The sequence below is a fragment of the Neobacillus niacini genome, assembly GCF_023715415.1.
Taxonomy (GTDB): Bacteria; Bacillota; Bacilli; order Bacillales; family Cytobacillaceae; genus Neobacillus; species Neobacillus niacini_C.
The window spans coordinates 232,680-253,585 of record NZ_JAMBOB010000001.1 but is presented as its reverse complement, the minus strand read 5'-3'; the positions used below and the strand labels follow the sequence as shown (position 1 = coordinate 253,585).

Genomic DNA, 20,906 nt, shown 5'->3' with positions numbered 1-20,906 from the left:
TATATAAATGGAGTAAATCAGGGATAAGGTTTTTGTAAAGTATTTTCACAGGTCCGAGTTGAGAAATTTGGAATTTAGGAAAACTTCTCAAATTGTAAGCACAGTTTAATCTGAGTGCTTTCACATTTCTTATATCCCCTTGAGGAGGATTAGTTGCATGTCAGAGTTTCTGGTAATCGTAGAATCACCGGCAAAAGCGAAAACAATTGAGCGTTACTTAGGAAAAAAATATAAAGTTAAAGCATCCATGGGACATGTGCGTGATTTGCCTCGAAGCCAAATGGGAGTCTCTAAAGAAAATAATTTTGAACCCAAATACATTACAATTCGTGGAAAAGGTCCAGTTTTAAAGGAATTAAAAACTGCTGCAAAAAAAGCAAAAAAAGTTTTTCTCGCGGCTGACCCTGATCGCGAAGGGGAGGCAATTGCTTGGCATTTGGCCCATAGTTTAAATGTTGATATTACTTCTGATTGCCGCGTGGTTTTTAATGAGATAACGAAGGATGCGATAAAAGAATCTTTTAAACATCCACGTCCCATAAACATGGATTTGGTTGATGCACAGCAGGCAAGAAGGGTTTTAGATCGTCTTGTTGGATATAACATTAGCCCGCTCCTTTGGAAAAAGGTGAAAAAGGGATTAAGCGCTGGACGAGTTCAATCGATCACTGTCAGATTAATTATTGATCGAGAAAAGGAAATTAAAGCATTTGTACCTGAAGAGTATTGGACAATTGAAGGGGATTTTGTTAAGGGAAAAGATCATTTTAGTGCTCTTTATTTCTCTCTTGCAGATAAGAAAAAAACAGAGTTGAAATCAAAAGAGGATGTTGAGGAAATCCTTAATCAAATGGATGGCGATAAGTTTAATGTGGTCTCAGTAACCAAAAAAGAACGCAAACGAAATCCTTCACCGCCTTTTATCACCTCTTCCCTCCAGCAGGAAGCGGCTAGGAAGCTTAACTTCCGAGCTAAGAAAACGATGATGCTGGCGCAACAGTTATACGAGGGAATTGAGCTTGGCTCAGATGGAACGGTCGGTCTTATCACATATATGAGAACAGACTCAACCCGTATATCCGAAACAGCCCAAAAAGAGGCAGCGGATTATATTGGTGACGTATACGGTGCGGATTATTTAAAGGAAGAACAAAGAAAAGAGAAAAAACAAACAAATGCACAGGATGCTCACGAGGCGATTCGTCCCTCTAGTACTTTCAGAGATCCAAATAGTATAAAGCAATTTTTATCAAGGGATCAATTTCGGTTATATAAACTAATTTGGGAGCGATTCTTAGCAAGTCAAATGGCACAGGCGGTAATGGATACAATGAGCGTTGATTTGCAGAATGGAAATGTTCTTTTCCGTGCGACCGGTTCGAAGATAAAATTCCCCGGGTTTATGAAGGTGTATGTCGAAAGTACGGATGACCAAGTTGAAGAACGAGACAAAATGCTGCCTAACTTACAAGAGGGCGATGTTGTTTTTAAGAAGGACATTGAACCAAAACAACATTTTACCCAGCCGCCTCCAAGGTATACGGAAGCACGTTTAGTTAAAACGCTTGAAGAACAAGGAATTGGCCGTCCTTCTACCTATGCACCAACATTGGATACTATCCAAAAGCGCGGATATGTAGCATTAGATAATAAACGTTTTATTCCGACGGAGTTAGGGGAAATTTGTAACGAATTAATGTCTGAATTCTTCCCAGATATTTTAGATGTTGATTTTACCGCCAAAATGGAACAAGATTTAGATAATATTGAAGATGGTAAAGTCCGCTGGGTTGAAATCATTGATGGTTTTTATCAGGAATTTGAGAAGCATCTAGAGATTGCCGAAAAAGAGATGCAGTCGGTTGAAATTAAAGATGAGCCAGCAGGCGAAGATTGTGAATTATGCTCAAGCCCAATGGTATTTAAAATGGGCAGATACGGTAAATTTATGGCATGCAGCAACTTCCCAGATTGCCGTAATACTAAAGCCATTGTAAAAGAAATTGGCGTTACCTGTCCGAAATGTAAAGAGGGAAATATCATTGAGCGTAAAAGTAAGAAGAAAAGAATCTTTTATGGCTGTGATAAGTTTCCGGGATGCGAATTTATTTCATGGGATAAGCCTTTACCAAGAGCATGTCCTAAATGTGAAGGAACGCTCGTTGAAAAGAAATTAAAAAAAGGCGTCCAAGTACAATGCACAGAATGTGACTACAAAGAAGAACCACAAAGTTAAAGGGTGAGCACAGCTCACTCTTTTATATTTCTTTCCGTACAGCTCCAATGCTGCCGCTTTTTTTTATAATCATAAAACTTTTTTGTTTTTGATTCGTATAGTACAATGCAAGATGGGCTAAAAAGAGGGAAAAGTAAACATAGTAAATAGTAAAGCTGACTTATGGTCATTAGCTTTGTAAGAATCAGGAGGTTAATCATGAACGATGTAACAATAAATGTAATTGGAGCTGGACTGGCAGGGAGTGAAGCTGCTTGGCAAATCGCTAAACGGGGTGTAAAAGTCAGGCTTTATGAGATGAGACCAGTTAAACAAACTCCCGCTCATCATACTGATAAATTCGCTGAATTAGTATGCAGTAATTCCTTACGAGCAAATACCTTAACAAATGCGGTTGGAGTATTAAAGGAAGAAATGAGATTGCTCGATTCTGTTATTATCGCTGCTGCAGATGCATGCGCAGTCCCAGCTGGGGGAGCTTTGGCGGTTGACCGACATGAGTTTGCGGCTAAAGTGACAGAAATGGTAAGAAATCATGAAAATGTAACGGTCATTAATGAGGAAGTGACGGAAATTCCTGAGGGAATTACGGTAATCGCAACGGGTCCATTAACAAGTCCTGAATTATCCGCCCAATTAAAAACTTTAACGGGTGAGGATTACCTTTATTTTTACGATGCTGCAGCACCTATTTTAGAAAAAGACAGCATCAATATGGATAAGGTTTACTTGAAATCACGATATGATAAAGGTGAAGCTGCATATTTAAATTGTCCAATGACCGAGGAAGAATTTAACACCTTTTATGAAGCGCTAATTACAGCAGAAACAGTTCCTTTAAAGGAATTTGAAAAGGAAATCTTTTTTGAAGGCTGTATGCCAATCGAAGTGATGGCACAAAGAGGAAAGAAAACAATGTTATTTGGTCCATTAAAGCCAGTTGGTTTAGAGGATCCCAAAACAGGAAAAAGACCCTATGCTGTTGTGCAATTGCGCCAAGACGATGCAGCAGGAACCCTTTATAATATAGTTGGTTTCCAGACACATTTAAAATGGGGTCCACAAAAAGAAGTGCTGCAGTTAATACCAGGACTTGAGAATGCTGAGATTGTGCGTTATGGGGTTATGCATCGAAATACGTTTATCAATTCACCCAAGGTTCTAAAAGCTTCTTACCAATTTAGGGAACGTGAAAATCTGTTTTTTGCTGGACAGATGACAGGGGTGGAAGGATATGTAGAATCTGCTGCAAGTGGCCTAGCTGCCGGAATAAATGCTGCAAGATTGGCACAGGGGAATAGCCCAGTAGAGTTTCCTGTTGAAACTGCTATTGGTAGTATGGCACGTTATATCACCACAGCGAACGCAAAGAACTTCCAGCCTATGAATGCTAATTTTGGACTGTTTCCGGAATTGCCAGAAAAAATCAAGGGAAAACAGGAACGAAATATGCAGCATGCAAACAGGGCCTTAGAAACAATTCAGAACTTTGTGAAAGTTTTGTAAAATTTATTGCAAGGGGAATAGAAGTGTGTTACGCTTTAGTAGCCTTTGTGAGGTGGACATATTAATAAATGTGACTGATTTAGTAACGTTCGTTCACAACTATTTACAAACGGTGAGAACTTTATCACAATATACAATTGGACAATCCCATATGCTTAGTGTAAATTCATCTTGTTCATGGATGAACAAGTGCGGATTTAGTGGAATCAATTGAAACGTATATGCCCATACATAGACGGGAATAAATGAATAAAGTTTTCATACTATTCTAGTGTAATTCACTTGTCTACTTATGACAATCTCTTGTTACATAGGTTTACTAGTCAGGCTGTTTTCGTAAAGAGTGTTGTTAAAATCCTAAAGCCGATTTTAACGAGGAACAAACTATTTTGTGCTCGAAATTAAGTTTGCAGGCTCTTTTCTTAGAAAAGAGCCATTAGTAAAAATGCAAGAGGAGGAAGAATGATGAACCAATTTCATGCCACGACGATATTTGCAATCCATCATAATGGTCAATGTTCAATGTCAGGTGATGGTCAAGTCACATTTGGTAATGCTGTAGTGATGAAGCACACAGCAAAAAAGGTTAGAAAGATATTTAATGGAAGAGTATTAGCTGGTTTTGCCGGATCTGTTGCCGATGCTTTTACCCTTTTTGAAATGTTTGAAGGGAAATTAGAAGAATATAACGGAAACCTCCAACGAGCTGCTGTTGAGCTTGCTAAACAGTGGAGAAGTGATAAGGTGCTAAGAAAGCTAGAAGCCATGTTAATTGTTATGAATCAGGAAGATATACTCCTAGTATCAGGAACAGGAGAAGTAATTGAGCCTGATGATGGAATTCTAGCAATTGGATCAGGTGGAAATTATGCGCTGGCAGCTGGACGTTCTCTAAAGAAATATGCAGGTGACCATCTTACAGCAAAAGAAATTGCAAAGGCTTCTTTAGAAATAGCTGCTGAAATATGTGTATACACAAACCACAACATTATCGTTGAAGAGCTCTAACGGGAGGGAACTTACAATGGCTAAAACAGATAACCTAACACCGCGTCAAATTGTTGAGAGACTTGATCAATATATTATTGGTCAGAAGGACGCAAAAAAGGCAGTTGCGGTTGCACTTAGAAATCGATATAGACGAGGCTTGTTAAACGAAAAACTCCGCGAAGAAATTATTCCTAAAAATATTTTAATGATTGGTCCAACGGGTGTTGGTAAAACGGAAATTGCCAGAAGAATTGCGAAACTTGTTGGAGCCCCATTCGTTAAAGTGGAGGCTACGAAATTTACGGAAGTCGGATATGTTGGCCGTGATGTGGAATCTATGGTTCGTGACCTCGTTGAAACATCTGTTAGATTGGTAAAAGAGGATAGAATGCTGTCTGTTAAGGAACGTGCAGAGGAAAATGCAAATGCAAGGCTAGTTGATTTACTCGTTCCATCAGCGAAGAAAGCACAAAATTATAAAAATCCACTTGAAATGTTATTTGGCGGCGGAAATGCAACTCCGGATCAGGACACACATCAAGAGGATTACTCTATTACTGAAAAACGTAAGATTGTAAGGGAAAAGCTTGCTCTTGGCCAATTAGAAGAAGAGATGGTTACGGTTGAAGTGGAAGAGCAATCACCATCCATGTTTGATATGCTGCAAGGTTCAGGGATGGAACAAATGGGTATGAACATGCAAGATGCGCTCAGCAGCTTTATGCCGAAGAAACGGAAGAAAAGAAAATTAACTGTGCACGAAGCAAGAAAAGTATTAACAAATGAAGAAGCCGCTAGATTGATTGATATGGATGAGGTTACGACTGAAGCTGTTTACCGTGCTGAACAGACAGGTATCATCTTTATTGATGAAATTGATAAAATTGCCAGCAAAAACGCTGGAGGTTCCTCTGCGGACGTGTCTCGTGAGGGTGTACAACGAGATATATTACCGATTGTTGAAGGTTCAACAGTTGTTACAAAATATGGTTCAATAAAAACAGATTATATTTTATTTATTGCTGCTGGTGCATTTCATATGTCAAAACCATCAGATTTAATACCAGAATTACAAGGGCGGTTACCGATTCGTGTTGAATTAACAAAATTAACCGTTGAGGATTTCTTCAGGATTTTGATTGAACCTGATAATGCATTGATTAAACAATATCAAGCGTTATTAGAAACAGAAGGTATACAAATTGAATTTTCTGACGATGCTATTCGTAGAATAGCTGAAGTTGCTTTTGAAGTGAATCAAAATACAGATAATATCGGGGCGAGAAGACTTCACACAATATTGGAGAAGTTATTAGAAGATTTATCGTTTGAAGCACCTGATATTTTAATGGAGAAGGTTACCATTACTCCACAATATGTAGATGATAAGCTTGGAGCAATAGCGAAAAATAAAGATTTAAGCCAATTTATCTTGTAATGATAGAACAATAAAACTTAATAATGGTTCTGAGTTAATTAGGAGGAAGAAACAGATGGATTTACTTACAAAAACTAGAAAAATTAATGTGTTATTACAAAAGGCAGCAGGGAAGCCGGTAAACTTTAAAGAAATGTCAGAGACATTAAGTGAAGTAATTGAAGCAAACATTTTTGTTGTCAGTCGCCGTGGTAAGCTTTTAGGCTTTGCTATTAATCAGCAAATCGAAAATGACCGTATGAAAAAAATGCTAGAGGATCGCCAATTTCCTGAAGAATATATAAATGGTCTATTTAATATTCAAGAGACATCTTCAAATCTTGATGTAGAAAGTCAATACACAGCATTTCCAGTAGAAAATAGAGATTTATTCCGTGAGGGGTTAACTACAATCGTTCCTATTATTGGCGGAGGTGAACGCCTTGGAACATTAATTCTTGCAAGATTGCAAGAGAAGTTCCATGATGATGACCTTATACTTGCTGAATATGGTGCTACTGTTGTTGGTATGGAAATCCTGCGTGAAAAGTCTGAGGAAATTGAAGAGGAAGCACGAAGCAAGGCTGTTGTTCAAATGGCAATCAGTTCATTATCGTACAGTGAACTTGAAGCGATTGAACATATTTTTGAAGAGTTAAATGGACACGAAGGCTTGTTAGTTGCTTCGAAAATTGCAGACCGTGTTGGTATTACTCGTTCTGTAATTGTTAATGCTTTGAGAAAGCTTGAAAGTGCTGGAGTCATTGAGTCTCGTTCTCTTGGTATGAAAGGAACGTATATCAAAGTTTTAAATGATAAATTCTTAGTTGAGTTAGATAAATTACGTTCTAACTAATGAATGAAAACATCCCTGGTTTTACCGGGGATTTTTTTCTGAAGTAAAACTTGATTGTTATCTTCACATATGCTATATTATTTTACGGTGTTATTACACACGCTTGTTGATTTAAGCAGCCGGTGCTGTTAATACAGTTGCTGTTTAAAAATGAGACTTGCGGAGGAAAACGAAACCATAGGAGGAAAAAAACATGTCAGTAATTTCAATGAAACAATTGCTTGAAGCTGGTGTACACTTTGGACACCAAACTCGCCGTTGGAACCCAAAAATGAAGAAATATATCTTCACAGAGCGTAACGGTATCTACATCATCGACCTACAAAAAACAGTTAAAAAAGTTGAAGAAGCTTATAACTGGGTGAAAGATCTAGCTGCTAACGGCGGAACTATCCTTTTTGTTGGTACAAAGAAACAAGCTCAAGATTCTGTTAAAGAAGAAGCAGCTCGTTCAGGTATGTACTTTGTTAACCAACGTTGGTTGGGTGGTACTTTAACAAACTTTGAAACAATCCAAAAGCGTATTGGTCGCTTAAAAGATATTGAAAGAATGTCAGAAGACGGTACTTTCGAAGTATTACCTAAAAAAGAAGTAGTTCAATTAAAGAAAGAACAAGAACGCCTTGAAAAGTTCTTAGGCGGAATCAAAGATATGAAGAAGCTTCCAGATGCACTTTTCATTATCGACCCTCGTAAAGAGCGTATCGCTGTTGCTGAAGCTAAAAAATTGAACATTCCTATCGTTGGAATTGTTGATACTAACTGTGATCCAGACGAAATCGATGTAGTTATTCCTGCGAATGATGATGCGATTCGTGCGGTTAAGCTTTTAACAGGTAAAATGGCAGACGCTATCCTTGAAGCAAAACAAGGTGAAGAAGTAGCGGTAGAAGCGTAAGTCAAATAGTTTGAACTAAAAAAAGGTGATAAGAGGGAGACCCTTTATCACCTTTTTTTAAAGGTTTATCTTAGCGAACAATGGCTAAGATATAAGTATGTACATAGGAATTGAAGGAGGAAAAAATCATGGCAGTTACTGCTCAAATGGTAAAAGAACTACGCGAAAAAACTGGCGCAGGAATGATGGATTGTAAAAAGGCTTTAACAGAAACAAATGGTGATATGGAAAAGGCAATCGACTTCTTACGTGAAAAAGGGATTGCTTCAGCTGCGAAAAAAGGTGACCGTATTGCTGCAGAAGGTTTAACATATGTTGTTGCAGAAGGAAACGATGCAGTGATTTTAGAAGTAAACTCTGAAACTGATTTCGTTGCAAAGAACGAAGCTTTCCAAAGCCTAGTAAAAGAATTAGCTGCACACTTGCTTGCTAACAAACCAGCAACAGTTGAGGAAGCTACTGCACAAACAATCAATGGAGTGACTGTTGCAGACTATATCAATGCTGCTATTGCTAAAATTGGTGAAAAGTTATCACTTCGTCGTTTTACTGTTGTTTCTAAAACTGATAATGATGCATTTGGCGCATACCTTCACATGGGCGGACGTATTAGTGTATTAACTGTTCTTGAAGGTACTACTGACGCAGATGCTGCTAAAGATGTTTCCATGCACATTGCTGCTCTACGACCTTTATATGTTTCTCGTGATCAAGTTTCTCAAGAAGAAGTTGAGCGTGAGCGTCAAGTGTTAACTACACAAGCACTTAACGAAGGAAAACCAGAAAATATCGTAGCAAAAATGGTTGAAGGCCGTCTTGGTAAATACTTTGAAGATGTATGTCTACTAGACCAAACTTTTGTTAAGAACCCAGATCAAAAGGTTCGTCAATTCGTTGAATCAAAAGGTGCTTCTGTACGTGAATTCATACGCTACGAAGTGGGCGAGGGTATTGAAAAACGTGAAGACAACTTCGCTGAAGAAGTTATGAACCAAATTAATAAAAAGTAATTGGTTTTAAGTACGATACGAAAAAATATGTTTTGAATAGGGAACACGTTGTGTTCCCTATTTTTAAAGGTTTTTTATCATCATATACATAATAAGGAGGTTTATATGAGCGGTCCTAAGTACAAACGCGTCGTTCTAAAATTAAGCGGGGAAGCACTTGCAGGAGAATCAAGCTTCGGTATTAAACCATCCGTAATTAAATCAATCGCAGGACAAGTAAAGGAAATTGCCGAACTTGGTGTTGAAGTGGCAGTTGTTGTTGGCGGAGGTAATATTTGGCGTGGTAAAATAGGCAGTGAGATGGGAATGGACAGAGCAACTGCTGATTATATGGGGATGCTAGCCACTGTAATGAATTCTTTAGCACTGCAAGATAGTTTAGAACATCTGGGAATTGAATCAAGAGTACAAACCTCAATTGAAATGCGTCAAGTTGCAGAACCATACATTAGACGTCGGGCAATGAGACATTTAGAAAAAAAGAGAGTGGTTATTTTTGCAGCTGGGACAGGAAATCCATATTTCTCAACTGATACGACTGCTGCTTTACGTGCAGCTGAAATTGACGCTGAAGTTATCTTAATGGCAAAAAACAATGTGGATGGTGTGTATTCTGCTGATCCGCGTCTTGATCCTAATGCAACGAAGTATGAAGACCTCTCTTTCCTAGATGTCCTCAAAGAAGGGTTAGCTGTCATGGATTCAACTGCATCTTCATTATGCATGGATAATGATATTCCACTTATTGTTTTCTCGATTATGGAACAAGGAAATATTAAACGTGCAGTAATGGGTGAGAAAATTGGAACGATTGTTAGGGGGAAAAATTAATGCCAAAACAAGTGGTTTCAGCAACGAAGGATAGAATGCTTAAAGCAATTCAAGCGTATTCTCGTGAGCTTGCTAGTATTCGTGCAGGGAGAGCAAGTGCTTCTTTACTAGATAGAATTACAATTGATTATTATGGAGCACCAACACCAGTGAATCAAATGGCTGGAATTTCAACTCCAGAAGCAAGACTCCTTGTCATCCAGCCTTATGATAAATCGATACTTGGTGATATTGAAAAGGCGATTCTCAAATCAGATTTAGGATTAAATCCATCAAATGATGGTACGGTTATTAGACTTGCCATTCCTCAATTGACGGAAGAACGTCGAAAAGAGCTAGTGAAATTAGTAAAGAAGGAATCTGAAGAGGCGAAAGTTGCGATTCGTAATATTCGACGTGACGGTAATGATGATTTGAAAAAGCTGGAGAAAAGCGGAGAAATTACAGAGGATGCTCTTCGAGGTTATTCAGATGATATTCAAAAACTAACAGATGAACACATAAGTAAGATTGACCAAATAACAAAAGACAAAGAAAAAGAAATCTTGGAAGTTTAATTATTGTGAGAACCCTCTTTTTTAGGGGGTTTTTTTCACTATTAGTCATTCTTATTTCTTGTACAAGTACATAACTTATTTAGTAGAAGATATATTTTTACTTTTTTGGTATGATAAAAGCATGCAAAAATCAGCATTCTTCATATATATCAACACAGGCTCTGTGGGCATGATCTATTATCGGAGGAAATGATTATCTTAATTTGGAGGAGCAATGTTATGTTTAATAAAATAAGGCTTTGGAAGAATCAAAACAATAACTCTTCCACACTCCGAGAAAATATAGAAAAGGTTAAACAATTGCCAGTACCGGAACATGTTGCGATTATTATGGACGGCAATGGTCGTTGGGCTAAGAAGAGAGCCTTGCCTCGAATTGCCGGACATCATGAAGGTATGAAGGTCGTGCGTAAAATAACGAAGTTAGCCAACAAACTTGGAATTAAAACACTTACGTTATATGCTTTTTCAACTGAAAATTGGAAGCGGCCGAAGAATGAAGTGGACTATTTAATGAAGCTTCCAGAGGAATTTCTAGGAACCTTCTTACCTGAATTAATTGAAGAAAATGTTCAAGTAACGATGATGGGATATAAAGATCAACTTCCGGTACATACATTAAATGCAATTGAAAGAGCTATCCAGGATACAAAGAATAATGATGGACTTGTATTAAACTTTGCACTTAACTACGGCAGCCGAGCCGAAATTATTGATGCAGCCCAAAAAGTCTTAAATGATTATAAAAGTGGAATACTAAAAGAGGGAGAGTTAAATGAAGAGATTTTCTCCTCGTATCTGATGACTTCTAACCTCAATGACCCTGATTTATTAATCCGTACGAGTGGCGAAATCAGGCTAAGTAATTTCATGTTGTGGCAATTAGCATATACGGAGTTTTGGTTTACGGATGTATTATGGCCAGATTTCAGAGAAAAGCATCTAATTGAAGCAATAGAAGTATATCAAAACCGTCAACGTCGTTTTGGTGGTATCTAATAAATCTCTCACTCAAGTACTATAAAGGTGTTGAAATCGTAGATGAAGCAAAGAATCATTACAGGAGTTGTAGCAGCTGCTTTATTTTTACCAATTGTTTTTTATGGAGGACTGCCTTTTGTCCTTTTAACATATTTCCTCGCAACTGTGGGATTGTATGAGTTATTAAAAATGAAAAAACTTAGTATCTTTTCTGTTCATGGACTGCTAACTGTTTTATTTCTCTGGGTTATTCTTTTTCCGGTGCAGTATAGTGATATAGTAGATACTTTTAATTATACAAAAACTGAACTTGGTATTGCTTTTATCCTTTTATTATTGGCATATACCGTGATTACAAAGAATCGATATACATTTGAAGATGCTGGTTTTTCGATTTTGTCAGCCATTTATGTGGGAATAGGATTTTATTTCTTTATTGAGACTCGTGATGCGGGTATCGTCTATATTTTCTATTCATTATTCATGATTTGGGCGACGGATTCAGGTGCTTACTTTATCGGTAAAGCTACAGGAAAAACCAAGCTATGGCCGGAAATTAGTCCGAATAAAACGGTTGAGGGCTCCATAGGTGGAGTGGTTTCAGCCTTAATTGTTGCTGTATTGTTTGCTATATTTTCTGAAATCAATGCTACAATCCTAACATTAATGGGAATTACCGTTGTCCTTTCTGTCTTTGGACAAATAGGGGATCTTGTCCAATCAGCATTTAAACGCCATTTTAATGTAAAGGATTCAGGAAATATCCTGCCAGGTCATGGTGGAATCCTTGACCGTTTCGATAGTCTATTATTCGTTTTGCCATTATTACACTTTTTTCACTTGTGGTAAATTTTAGGAGTTGAACATCTGTTGAAAAAGATTAGCATTTTGGGGGCTACAGGTTCGATAGGCACCCAAACTTTAGATATTCTTCGTGAACATCCGTCTGAATTTAAATTAGTCTCTATATCAATTGGGAAAAATCTAGATTTAGCACGAAAAATGATTCTTGAATTTCAGCCAGAGCTAGTTTCTGTACAAGAGTATCAAGACTGTATTACATTAAAAGCAGAATTTCCTAGTATCAAATTCACATATGGAGTTGAGGGTCTTGTAGAAGTAGCTGTATTTCCTTCAGCTGATATCCTAGTAAATGCTGTGATTGGAAGTGTTGGTTTAAACCCGACCTTACAAGCAATTGAAGCGGGGAAAACCATTGCGATTGCCAATAAAGAGACACTTGTTACGGCTGGTCATCTAGTTATGGAAGCTGCGGAAAAAAATGGAGTGGCATTACTTCCCGTGGATAGTGAACATTCTGCGATTTATCAGTGCTTACAGGGTGAAAAGGAAAAGAATATAGAAAGATTGATTTTGACGGCTTCTGGTGGCAGCTTCCGTGATAGAACACGTAAAGAGCTAGAAGGAGTTACGGTTAGAGAAGCCTTAAATCATCCCAACTGGTCAATGGGGGCAAAAATAACAATAGATTCTGCAACGATGATGAATAAAGGTCTTGAGGTAATTGAGGCTCATTGGCTGTACAACATGCCTTATGAAAAAATCGATGTGCTGCTTCATAAAGAAAGTATTATTCATTCAATGGTTGAATTCCATGACAGCAGCATAATAGCACAGCTTGGAACACCAGATATGAGAGTACCGATTCAATATGCACTCACCTATCCTGACCGCTTACCCTTAACTTCCTCTCAAAGGTTAGATTTAGCTAAAATTGCTCAGTTGCATTTCCAGGAAATGGACGTAAATCGTTTTCGCTGCATGCAATTTGCTTACGAGGCCGGCAAACTAGGGGGAACAATGCCTACCGTTTTAAATGCTGCAAATGAAGTGGCTGTAGCTGCTTTTCTAAATGAAAAAATTAATTTCTTACAAATTGAGGATATGATTGAGAAGGCATTAAACAAGCACGAATTAATAAAAAATCCTGACTTATCCATTATTCAAGAGGTGGACAAAGAAACAAGACAATATGTAAATTCACTTCTATAAAAAAGGTGGTTTTTAGTTTGACTACAGTTATTGCCTTTATCGTTATCTTTGGTGCTTTAGTATTTTTCCATGAATTAGGCCATTTGGTCTTTGCGAAACGTGCAGGAATTTTGTGCCGCGAATTTGCAATCGGGTTTGGTCCAAAGGTTTTCACTCATAAAAAAGGGGAAACTACGTATACAATTAGGTTACTGCCAATTGGTGGATTTGTTCGGATGGCTGGTGAAGATCCAGAGGGAGTTGAACTAAAACCTGGTTACAGAATCGGGCTATTGTTTGACAAAGATAATAACGTAAATAAAATTATTATGAACAATAAAGAAAAGTATCCTAATTGTCGGATTGTGGAAGTAGAGTATGCAGATATTGAACATAAGTTGATTATTAAGGGATATCCAGAGGACGAAGAAGAAAGCTTACAAACCTTTGCTATAAGTCCAACAGCTGTTACAGTTGAAAATGGGATAGAAACACAATTGGCCCCTTATGATCGTCAATTTGCTTCAAAAACGCTGCCTCAGAGAACGATGGCCATTTTTGCAGGCCCGATGATGAATTTCGTCTTGGCATTCTTTTTGTTCATTATTATCGCCTTTTTACAAGGTGTTCCTACTAACGAGCCTAAATTGGGGGTCATTACACCTGATGGTGCTGCAAATGCAGCTGGATTATTAGAAGGTGATATTGTCCAAAGTATTAATGGTGCTGAAATCTCCACCTGGTCTGATGTCGTAGAAATTATCAGGGAAAATCCTAATGAAACACTAGATTTCTCAATAAGCCGTGATGGCAGCGAACAGGAAATTACCGTTACTCCGAAAGAACAAACAGTTGAAGGAGAAAAGATAGGTCTAATTGGAGTATACAGCCCAATAGAAAAATCACCATTAAAAGCCATTACTGCAGGTTTTACGGAAACATATTTTTGGACAAAGCAAATTTTTGTCATGCTTGGACAGTTAGTTACGGGTCAGTTCTCGATCGATATGCTCTCTGGGCCTGTTGGTATATATGCTTCCACGGATACAGTAGTTCAATCAGGAATTTACTATGTGATGAAGTGGGCAGCTATTTTAAGTATTAACCTAGGAATCATGAATCTCTTGCCAATCCCAGCACTAGATGGCGGAAGACTAATGTTCTTTGCAGTCGAAGCTGTCAGAGGAAAGCCAATAGATCGTCATAAAGAAGGAATGGTCCACTTTATTGGATTTGCGCTTCTTATGCTCCTCATGCTGGTGGTTACTTGGAATGATATTCAAAGATTTTTCTTGTAAGTTCATTAATAAAATTGAGAAAAAGGTTCCCTGGTGAACCTTTTTTTATTTACTTTTTTGGTTTTATTTTTCTGTCGAAATAAGCCGATTGATTATGTATCATATGATATAATTATTTCTTGATTAAAGAAAAATGAGAGAGACTTTATATAGATGGGAGAGGGAATGATGAGCGAACATGCCTCTGGCAAAAAAGAGCGATTCTTACTCTTGCTCCAGCAACTAGAATTACAAGAGGACGCTGTAGTAGCACAATTTCAAAATGCACAAATTGAAAGATTTATTGTAGAAAAGAAATCTCGTAAATGGCATTTTCAATTTTTACTAGAAAAAATTCTTCCTTTTAGTTTATATCTTCGTTTTACTACGCAGCTTGAAAGAAAGTTTTCTAGTATCGCCAAGATTTCTTATGACTTAAAAGTAGAAAATCCAACCTTTCACCCCGAATTGCTCCTGGAATATTGGAATTATAGTATTCAGCAAATCGATGGCATCTCACCGCCAATGTTAAAATTACTCAATGAACAGGTACCGGTACTTAGCGGTAATAAGTTAACGGTATCAGTGAATAATGAGACGGAAGGAATGGCCATAAAAAGGAAATATGGAGGGCTGATTACCAGTCTTTATCAGTCATATGGATTTCCAAGCTTATCGTTTGAAACGGATATTCAAAGCGGAGAAAAGAATGACGAATATCAACAATTCTTATTAGCGAAACAAAAAGAAGATCAGGAACGCGGTCTAATGGCCTTAGCTGATTTACAAAAGAAAGAAGCTGAGAAAGATGCTGGTGGAGGGGTTCCGGAAGGGCCTCTCTCCATCGGGCTGACTATCAAGGATGATCAAGACTTAAGAAGTATGATTGATATTGTCGATGAAGAACGCAGAGTCACCGTAGAAGGGTACATTTTTGATGCGGAGACAAGGGAACTAAGAAGTGGACGTACGCTATTAACATTTAAGATTACCGATTACACCAGTTCGCTTATGGTTAAAATGTTCTCTCGCGACAAAGAAGATGCAGCCCTTTACCAGCTCGTTAAAAAAGGAATGTGGGTACGAGTTAGAGGAAGCATCCAAAATGATACATTCGTCCGCGATTTAGTCATGATTGGAAATGATATAAATGAAATTAAACCTGCAGGCCGTAAGGATACGGCGCCTGATAATCAAAAACGAGTAGAACTGCATCTTCACACCCCAATGAGTTCAATGGATGCTGTAACTCCTGTAGGTGCCCTCATTGCTCAAGCAAAGAATTGGGGGCATAAGGCGATTGCGGTTACAGACCATGCTGTTGCTCAATCCTTTCCTGAGGCGTATAGCGCTGGGAAGAAAAATGATATTAAAATCCTATATGGTGTTGAAGTAAATCTTGTGGATGATGGTGTTCCAATAACCTATAATGACGCCCATCGTTTACTGGCAGAAGATACATTTGTTGTATTTGACGTTGAAACGACAGGTCTTTCAGCCGTATATGACACGATAATTGAACTAGCGGCTGTAAAAATACGAGATGGGGAAATTATTGACCGATTTGAATCCTTCGCCAATCCACATCATCGACTATCAGCAACAACGATCAATTTAACAGGAATCACCGATGATATGGTTCAAAATGCTCCAGAAGTCGGAGAGGTAATCCAAAGGTTTCATGATTGGGTAGAAGACGGAGTCCTGGTTGCACACAATGCATCCTTTGATATGGGATTTCTTAATGTAGGATATAAAAAAATCGCCCTTGAAAAGGCAAAAAATCCAGTAATTGATACCCTTGAACTTGGTAGATTCCTTTACCCAGAAATGAAAAATCACCGGTTAAACACATTAACGAAGAAGTTTGATATTGAATTAACCCAGCACCATAGAGCCATTTTTGACGCAGAAGCAACAGGATATCTGCTATTGAAAATGCTCAAGGATGCTTCTGAAAAAGGAATAGAGTACCATGATCAATTTAACGACAACATGGGTAAGGGAAATTCTTATCAGCGAGCACGTCCTTATCATTGTACTTTATTAGCACAAACCGAAGTCGGTTTGAAGAATTTATTTAAACTCGTATCGATTGCTCATATTGAATACTTTTATCGCGTACCAAGGCTGCCAAGGTCCGTTCTTCAAAAATACAGAGAAGGAATTCTTGTTGGTTCCGGCTGTAATAAAGGAGAGGTATTCGAGGGGATGATGCAAAAATCTCCTGATGAAGTGGAAGCTTATGCTCAATTCTATGATTACTTTGAGGTCATGCCAAAGGAAGTTAATGCTCCATTGATTGAGATGGAACTCGTTCGTGATGAAAAGGCATTAGAAGATATTATTGGTAATATTGTAAAGCTTGGCGATAAATTAGGAATTCCTGTTGTGGCAACTGGTAATGTCCATTATCTAAATGAAAATGATAAGATTTATCGGAAAATTTTAGTTAACTCGCAAGGTGGAGCCAACCCGCTAAATCGTCACAAACTCCCAGATGTCCATTTCAGGACAACAAATGAAATGCTTGCTGCGTTTTCGTTCCTTGGAGGAGAAAAGGCGAAGGAAATTGTAATAACGAATACAAACAAAATAGCTGATATGATTGACGTCATTAAACCGATTAAAGACGACTTATACACTCCGAAAATTGAAGGCGCCGATGAAGAAATGCGGGAAATGAGTTATTCAATGGCAAGGAATATTTACGGAGAACAACTTCCGGAAATTGTTGAGGCGCGTCTTGAAAAAGAATTGAAGAGTATCATTGGCCATGGGTTCGCTGTTATCTACTTAATTTCACATAAGCTTGTAAAAAAATCATTGGATGATGGGTATCTTGTTGGTTCACGTGGATCAGTTGGGTCATCACTTGTAGCAACGATGACAGAGATTACCGAGGTAAATCCTTTACCACCTCATTATGTCTGTCCAACCTGTAAGCATTCGGAATTCTTCAATGATGGTTCGGTTGGATCAGGATTTGATTTGCCAGATAAAGACTGTCCGCAATGTGGAAGTAAATATCGAAAAGACGGACATGACATTCCCTTTGAAACATTCCTTGGTTTCAAAGGGGACAAAGTGCCCGACATCGATCTCAATTTCTCCGGAGAGTATCAACCGCGTGCGCATAACTACACAAAGGTTCTTTTTGGAGAAGATAATGTTTTTCGGGCAGGTACGATTGGTACTGTTGCAGATAAAACGGCTTTTGGATATGTTAAAGCATATCAACAGGACAATAATTTACAATTACGTCAAGCAGAAATTGAAAGACTTGCCTCGGGCTGTACGGGCGTTAAGAGAACGACAGGTCAGCATCCTGGCGGAATCATTGTTATCCCTGATTACATGGATGTTTATGACTTTTCACCAATTCAGTTTCCAGCAGATGATAGAAATTCAGAATGGAAGACAACTCATTTTGATTTCCATTCTATTCATGATAATGTTTTAAAACTAGATATACTAGGTCACGACGATCCAACAGTTATTAGAATGCTTCAAGACCTAAGTGGAATGGATCCTAAAACCATTCCAACAGATGATCCAGAAGTAATGAAAATTTTTAGCGGCACAGAATCATTAGGTGTTACCGAACAACAAATTATGTGTAAAACCGGGACCCTTGGGATACCAGAATTCGGTACACGCTTTGTTCGTCAAATGCTTGAAGATACAAAACCTACGACTTTTTCCGAATTAGTTCAAATTTCAGGTTTATCACATGGAACAGATGTATGGCTGGGAAATGCACAAGAGTTAATTCATAATCGCACCTGTAACTTAAGTGAAGTTATTGGATGTCGGGATGATATTATGGTCTATCTAATTTACCAAGGACTAGAGCCATCTTTTGCGTTTAAAATAATGGAATCGGTCCGAAAAGGGAAAGGCCTCACAGAAGAAATGGAAGCAGAAATGCGCAAAAATGAGGTTCCTGAATGGTATATTGATTCTTGTAAAAAGATTAAATATATGTTTCCAAAGGCCCACGCAGCTGCGTACGTGTTAATGGCAGTTAGAATAGCATATTTCAAGGTTCATCTTCCGTTGTTATACTATGCAGCCTATTTTACCGTTCGTGCCGAGGACTTTGATATTGAAGCAATGTCCCGTGGTTCTGAATCTATTCGGGCAATAATTGAAGACATTAATGCAAAGGGACTTGAGGCATCAAACAAGGAAAAGAACTTGCTAACGGTCCTTGAGCTATCACTTGAAATGACGGAAAGAGGATTTACTTTCCAAAATTATGATTTATATAAATCAGACGCATCGGAGTTCATCATTGAAGGAAATTCATTAATCCCTCCATTTAACTCTATACCGGGGCTTGGAACAAATGCCGCTTATAATATTGTAAAGGCAAGACAGGATGGAGAGTTTCTTTCTAAAGAAGATTTGCAGCAACGTGGAAAAGTGTCAAAAACTATACTAGAATATTTAGATAAACTTGGTTGTCTAGGTTCATTACCAGAACAAAACCAGTTATCTCTATTCTAAACAAGGCGATCACCGCTATTGTTGTTTGCATATAAAATTTGGTTATGGTATAGTTTTATTGGAAATACTAAGAAATACTCTCGTTCAAGAGTGGGGAAACCCGCTCTTTCATTTTTGTATAAAGCTTTTTTTGTAGAGTAACTAATAAAACTTTCCGTGTAATTCGTAATAATATGGGTGGAATGTCGGTAAAGGAGGTTAAACATGAGCAAAGTAACAGAAGTAGTAGAAGAGCTAGCGCAGCCAATTATCCAGGAGCTTGAATTAGAATTGGTGGAAATCGAGTTTGTAAAAGAAGGGAAAAACTGGTTTCTGCGCATATATATTGATAAAGAAAACGGTGTTGATATAGAGGACTGTGGCATTGTCAGTGAACGGCTTAGTGAAAAACTCGATGAGCTTGACCCGATAACCCAAAATTATTTTCTTGAGGTATCTTCTCCAGGTGCAGAACGACCGCTTAAAAAAGCAAAAGATTTTGAAAAGGCAATTGGTAAAAATGTGTTTATTAAAACGTATGAGCCGATTAACGGTGAAAAAGGTTTTGAAGGGGTATTGCTAGATTACGACGGGAAAACAGTAAAAGTAGAGATGAAAATCAAAACCCGAAAAAAAGTAATTGAAATACCTTTTGAAAAAGTGGCTAGTGCAAGACTAGCAGTTATTTTTTCATAATGAAAGATAAATATATAGTAGATAGGGGGATATAATCAGATGAGCAGCGAATTATTAGATGCTCTTACAATACTAGAAAGAGAAAAGGGCATTTCTAGAGATGTTTTAATTGACGCGATTGAAGCTGCACTTGTATCGGCATATCGACGTAATTTCAACCAAGCCCAAAATGTTCGGATTGATTTAAATCTGCAATCTGGCTCAATGAGAGTATTTGCAAGGAAAGAAGTAGTGGATGAGGTTTTTGACCCTCGCCTTGAAATATCCATAGCAGATGCAAGAAACATAAATCCAAACTATTCTGTTGAAGATGTAGTTGAAATGGAAGTAACACCAAAGGACTTCGGCAGAATTGCTGCCCAAACAGCAAAGCAAGTCGTTACCCAAAGGGTTAGGGAAGCTGAAAGAGGAATTATTTATTCCGAGTTCATCGATCGTGAAGAAGATATCATGACTGGAATTGTTCAAAGACTTGATTCAAAATTTATTTATGTCAGCCTTGGGAAAATTGAAGCGCTGCTGCCTGTAAATGAACAAATGCCAAATGAGCGCTATAAGCCTCATGACCGTATAAAGGTTTTTATTACGAAAGTAGAAAAAACAACAAAGGGTCCTCAGATTTTCGTTTCACGAACACATCCTGGTTTGCTCAAGCGATTATTCGAAATTGAAGTTCCGGAAATATATGATGGGACAGTTGAAATTAAATCTGTTGCTCGTGAAGCAGGAGACCGTTCGAAAATTTCTGTTCATTCGGATAACAATGAGGTTGACCCGGTTGGATCATGTGTAGGTCCTAAAGGTACAAGGGTTCAAGCAGTTGTGAATGAATTAAAAGGTGAAAAAATTGATATTGTTAAATGGTCAGATAATCCAGTCATCTTTGTTGCGAATTCATTAAGCCCATCTAAAGTTTTAGATGTAATGGTAAATGAAGGTGAAAAAGCGACGACTGTTGTTGTACCAGACTATCAGCTTTCACTAGCAATTGGAAAGCGTGGACAAAATGCCCGCCTTGCAGCAAAGTTAACTGGTTGGAAAATTGATATCAAGTCCGAAACAGAAGCACGTGAACTGGGAATCTATCCACGTGAAGAAATGATTCGACTTTTTGATGATGAAGTAGACGTTGACTTTAACGAAGAAGAAGAAGAAAAGGAATAATAAA

At 38.0% G+C, this 20,906-nt stretch carries 16 protein-coding genes; all 16 read left to right on the top strand.

The features are described 5' to 3' along the window. Positions 1-157: 157 nt before the first annotated feature. Positions 158-2,236, top strand: a complete 2,079-nt coding sequence (topA, locus tag M3189_RS01090) for a type I DNA topoisomerase (protein ID WP_251631006.1) — start codon at positions 158-160, stop codon at positions 2,234-2,236. Positions 2,237-2,434: 198 nt separating this feature from the next. After that, positions 2,435-3,742, top strand: coding sequence for an FADH(2)-oxidizing methylenetetrahydrofolate--tRNA-(uracil(54)-C(5))-methyltransferase TrmFO (gene trmFO / locus M3189_RS01085; protein ID WP_251631004.1), 1,308 nt, complete (start codon positions 2,435-2,437; stop codon positions 3,740-3,742). A gap of 465 nt (positions 3,743-4,207) precedes the next feature. Continuing rightward, entirely contained in the window at positions 4,208-4,750 is a 543-nt protein-coding gene (gene hslV, locus M3189_RS01080; RefSeq protein WP_251631002.1) for an ATP-dependent protease subunit HslV, read from the top strand. Between the two features lie 16 nt (positions 4,751-4,766). Beyond that, positions 4,767-6,170 (top strand): HslU--HslV peptidase ATPase subunit, encoded by a 1,404-nt coding sequence (hslU, locus tag M3189_RS01075; protein ID WP_251631000.1) that lies wholly within the window; start codon positions 4,767-4,769, stop codon positions 6,168-6,170. A gap of 55 nt (positions 6,171-6,225) precedes the next feature. Then, on the top strand, positions 6,226-7,005 hold the full coding sequence (gene codY, locus M3189_RS01070; protein WP_095247662.1) for a GTP-sensing pleiotropic transcriptional regulator CodY: 780 nt from the start codon (positions 6,226-6,228) through the stop codon (positions 7,003-7,005). A 193-nt stretch (positions 7,006-7,198) separates the two neighbouring features. After that, positions 7,199-7,903 carry a 30S ribosomal protein S2 gene (gene rpsB / locus M3189_RS01065; RefSeq protein WP_251630999.1) on the top strand — a complete coding sequence of 235 codons (705 nt, stop codon included), beginning with the start codon at positions 7,199-7,201 and terminating at the stop codon, positions 7,901-7,903. Positions 7,904-8,031: 128 nt separating this feature from the next. Then, positions 8,032-8,913: a translation elongation factor Ts gene (gene tsf, locus M3189_RS01060; protein WP_251630997.1), complete on the top strand. Its 882-nt coding sequence runs from the start codon at positions 8,032-8,034 to the stop codon at positions 8,911-8,913. Positions 8,914-9,018: 105 nt separating this feature from the next. Beyond that, positions 9,019-9,744: a UMP kinase gene (pyrH, locus tag M3189_RS01055; RefSeq protein ID WP_251630995.1), complete on the top strand. Its 726-nt coding sequence runs from the start codon at positions 9,019-9,021 to the stop codon at positions 9,742-9,744. Next, positions 9,744-10,301 (top strand): ribosome recycling factor, encoded by a 558-nt coding sequence (gene frr / locus M3189_RS01050; RefSeq protein WP_251630992.1) that lies wholly within the window; start codon positions 9,744-9,746, stop codon positions 10,299-10,301. The genes pyrH and frr overlap by 1 nt, the downstream gene beginning before the upstream one ends. A 219-nt stretch (positions 10,302-10,520) precedes the next feature. Further along, positions 10,521-11,300, top strand: coding sequence for an isoprenyl transferase (locus tag M3189_RS01045; protein ID WP_251630990.1), 780 nt, complete (start codon positions 10,521-10,523; stop codon positions 11,298-11,300). A gap of 42 nt (positions 11,301-11,342) precedes the next feature. Then, positions 11,343-12,131: a phosphatidate cytidylyltransferase gene (locus M3189_RS01040; protein WP_251630988.1), complete on the top strand. Its 789-nt coding sequence runs from the start codon at positions 11,343-11,345 to the stop codon at positions 12,129-12,131. A gap of 21 nt (positions 12,132-12,152) precedes the next feature. Beyond that, positions 12,153-13,295: a 1-deoxy-D-xylulose-5-phosphate reductoisomerase gene (dxr, locus tag M3189_RS01035; protein ID WP_251630987.1), complete on the top strand. Its 1,143-nt coding sequence runs from the start codon at positions 12,153-12,155 to the stop codon at positions 13,293-13,295. Positions 13,296-13,312: 17 nt separating this feature from the next. Further along, the gene (rseP, locus tag M3189_RS01030) at positions 13,313-14,572 is read left to right on the top strand and encodes an RIP metalloprotease RseP (RefSeq protein ID WP_251630985.1); all 1,260 of its coding nucleotides are present in this window, start codon (positions 13,313-13,315) and stop codon (positions 14,570-14,572) included. A gap of 168 nt (positions 14,573-14,740) precedes the next feature. Then, the gene (locus M3189_RS01025; RefSeq protein WP_251630983.1) at positions 14,741-19,063 is read left to right on the top strand and encodes a PolC-type DNA polymerase III; all 4,323 of its coding nucleotides are present in this window, start codon (positions 14,741-14,743) and stop codon (positions 19,061-19,063) included. A gap of 204 nt (positions 19,064-19,267) precedes the next feature. Continuing rightward, a complete protein-coding gene (gene rimP / locus M3189_RS01020) occupies positions 19,268-19,738 on the top strand; it encodes a ribosome maturation factor RimP (protein ID WP_251630980.1) in 471 nt (156 codons plus the stop codon). A gap of 39 nt (positions 19,739-19,777) precedes the next feature. After that, entirely contained in the window at positions 19,778-20,902 is a 1,125-nt protein-coding gene (nusA, locus tag M3189_RS01015; RefSeq protein ID WP_251630978.1) for a transcription termination factor NusA, read from the top strand. The last annotated feature ends 4 nt before the right edge of the window (positions 20,903-20,906 follow it).

Coding starts and splice junctions, on each gene's coding strand:
- topA (WP_251631006.1), top strand. CDS start 158: ATGTCAGAGTTTCTGGTAATCGTAGAATCACCGGCAAAAGCGAAAACA.
- trmFO (WP_251631004.1), top strand. CDS start 2,435: ATGAACGATGTAACAATAAATGTAATTGGAGCTGGACTGGCAGGGAGT.
- hslV (WP_251631002.1), top strand. CDS start 4,208: ATGAACCAATTTCATGCCACGACGATATTTGCAATCCATCATAATGGT.
- hslU (WP_251631000.1), top strand. CDS start 4,767: ATGGCTAAAACAGATAACCTAACACCGCGTCAAATTGTTGAGAGACTT.
- codY (WP_095247662.1), top strand. CDS start 6,226: ATGGATTTACTTACAAAAACTAGAAAAATTAATGTGTTATTACAAAAG.
- rpsB (WP_251630999.1), top strand. CDS start 7,199: ATGTCAGTAATTTCAATGAAACAATTGCTTGAAGCTGGTGTACACTTT.
- tsf (WP_251630997.1), top strand. CDS start 8,032: ATGGCAGTTACTGCTCAAATGGTAAAAGAACTACGCGAAAAAACTGGC.
- pyrH (WP_251630995.1), top strand. CDS start 9,019: ATGAGCGGTCCTAAGTACAAACGCGTCGTTCTAAAATTAAGCGGGGAA.
- frr (WP_251630992.1), top strand. CDS start 9,744: ATGCCAAAACAAGTGGTTTCAGCAACGAAGGATAGAATGCTTAAAGCA.
- M3189_RS01045 (WP_251630990.1), top strand. CDS start 10,521: ATGTTTAATAAAATAAGGCTTTGGAAGAATCAAAACAATAACTCTTCC.
- M3189_RS01040 (WP_251630988.1), top strand. CDS start 11,343: ATGAAGCAAAGAATCATTACAGGAGTTGTAGCAGCTGCTTTATTTTTA.
- M3189_RS01025 (WP_251630983.1), top strand. CDS start 14,741: ATGAGCGAACATGCCTCTGGCAAAAAAGAGCGATTCTTACTCTTGCTC.
- rimP (WP_251630980.1), top strand. CDS start 19,268: ATGAGCAAAGTAACAGAAGTAGTAGAAGAGCTAGCGCAGCCAATTATC.
- nusA (WP_251630978.1), top strand. CDS start 19,778: ATGAGCAGCGAATTATTAGATGCTCTTACAATACTAGAAAGAGAAAAG.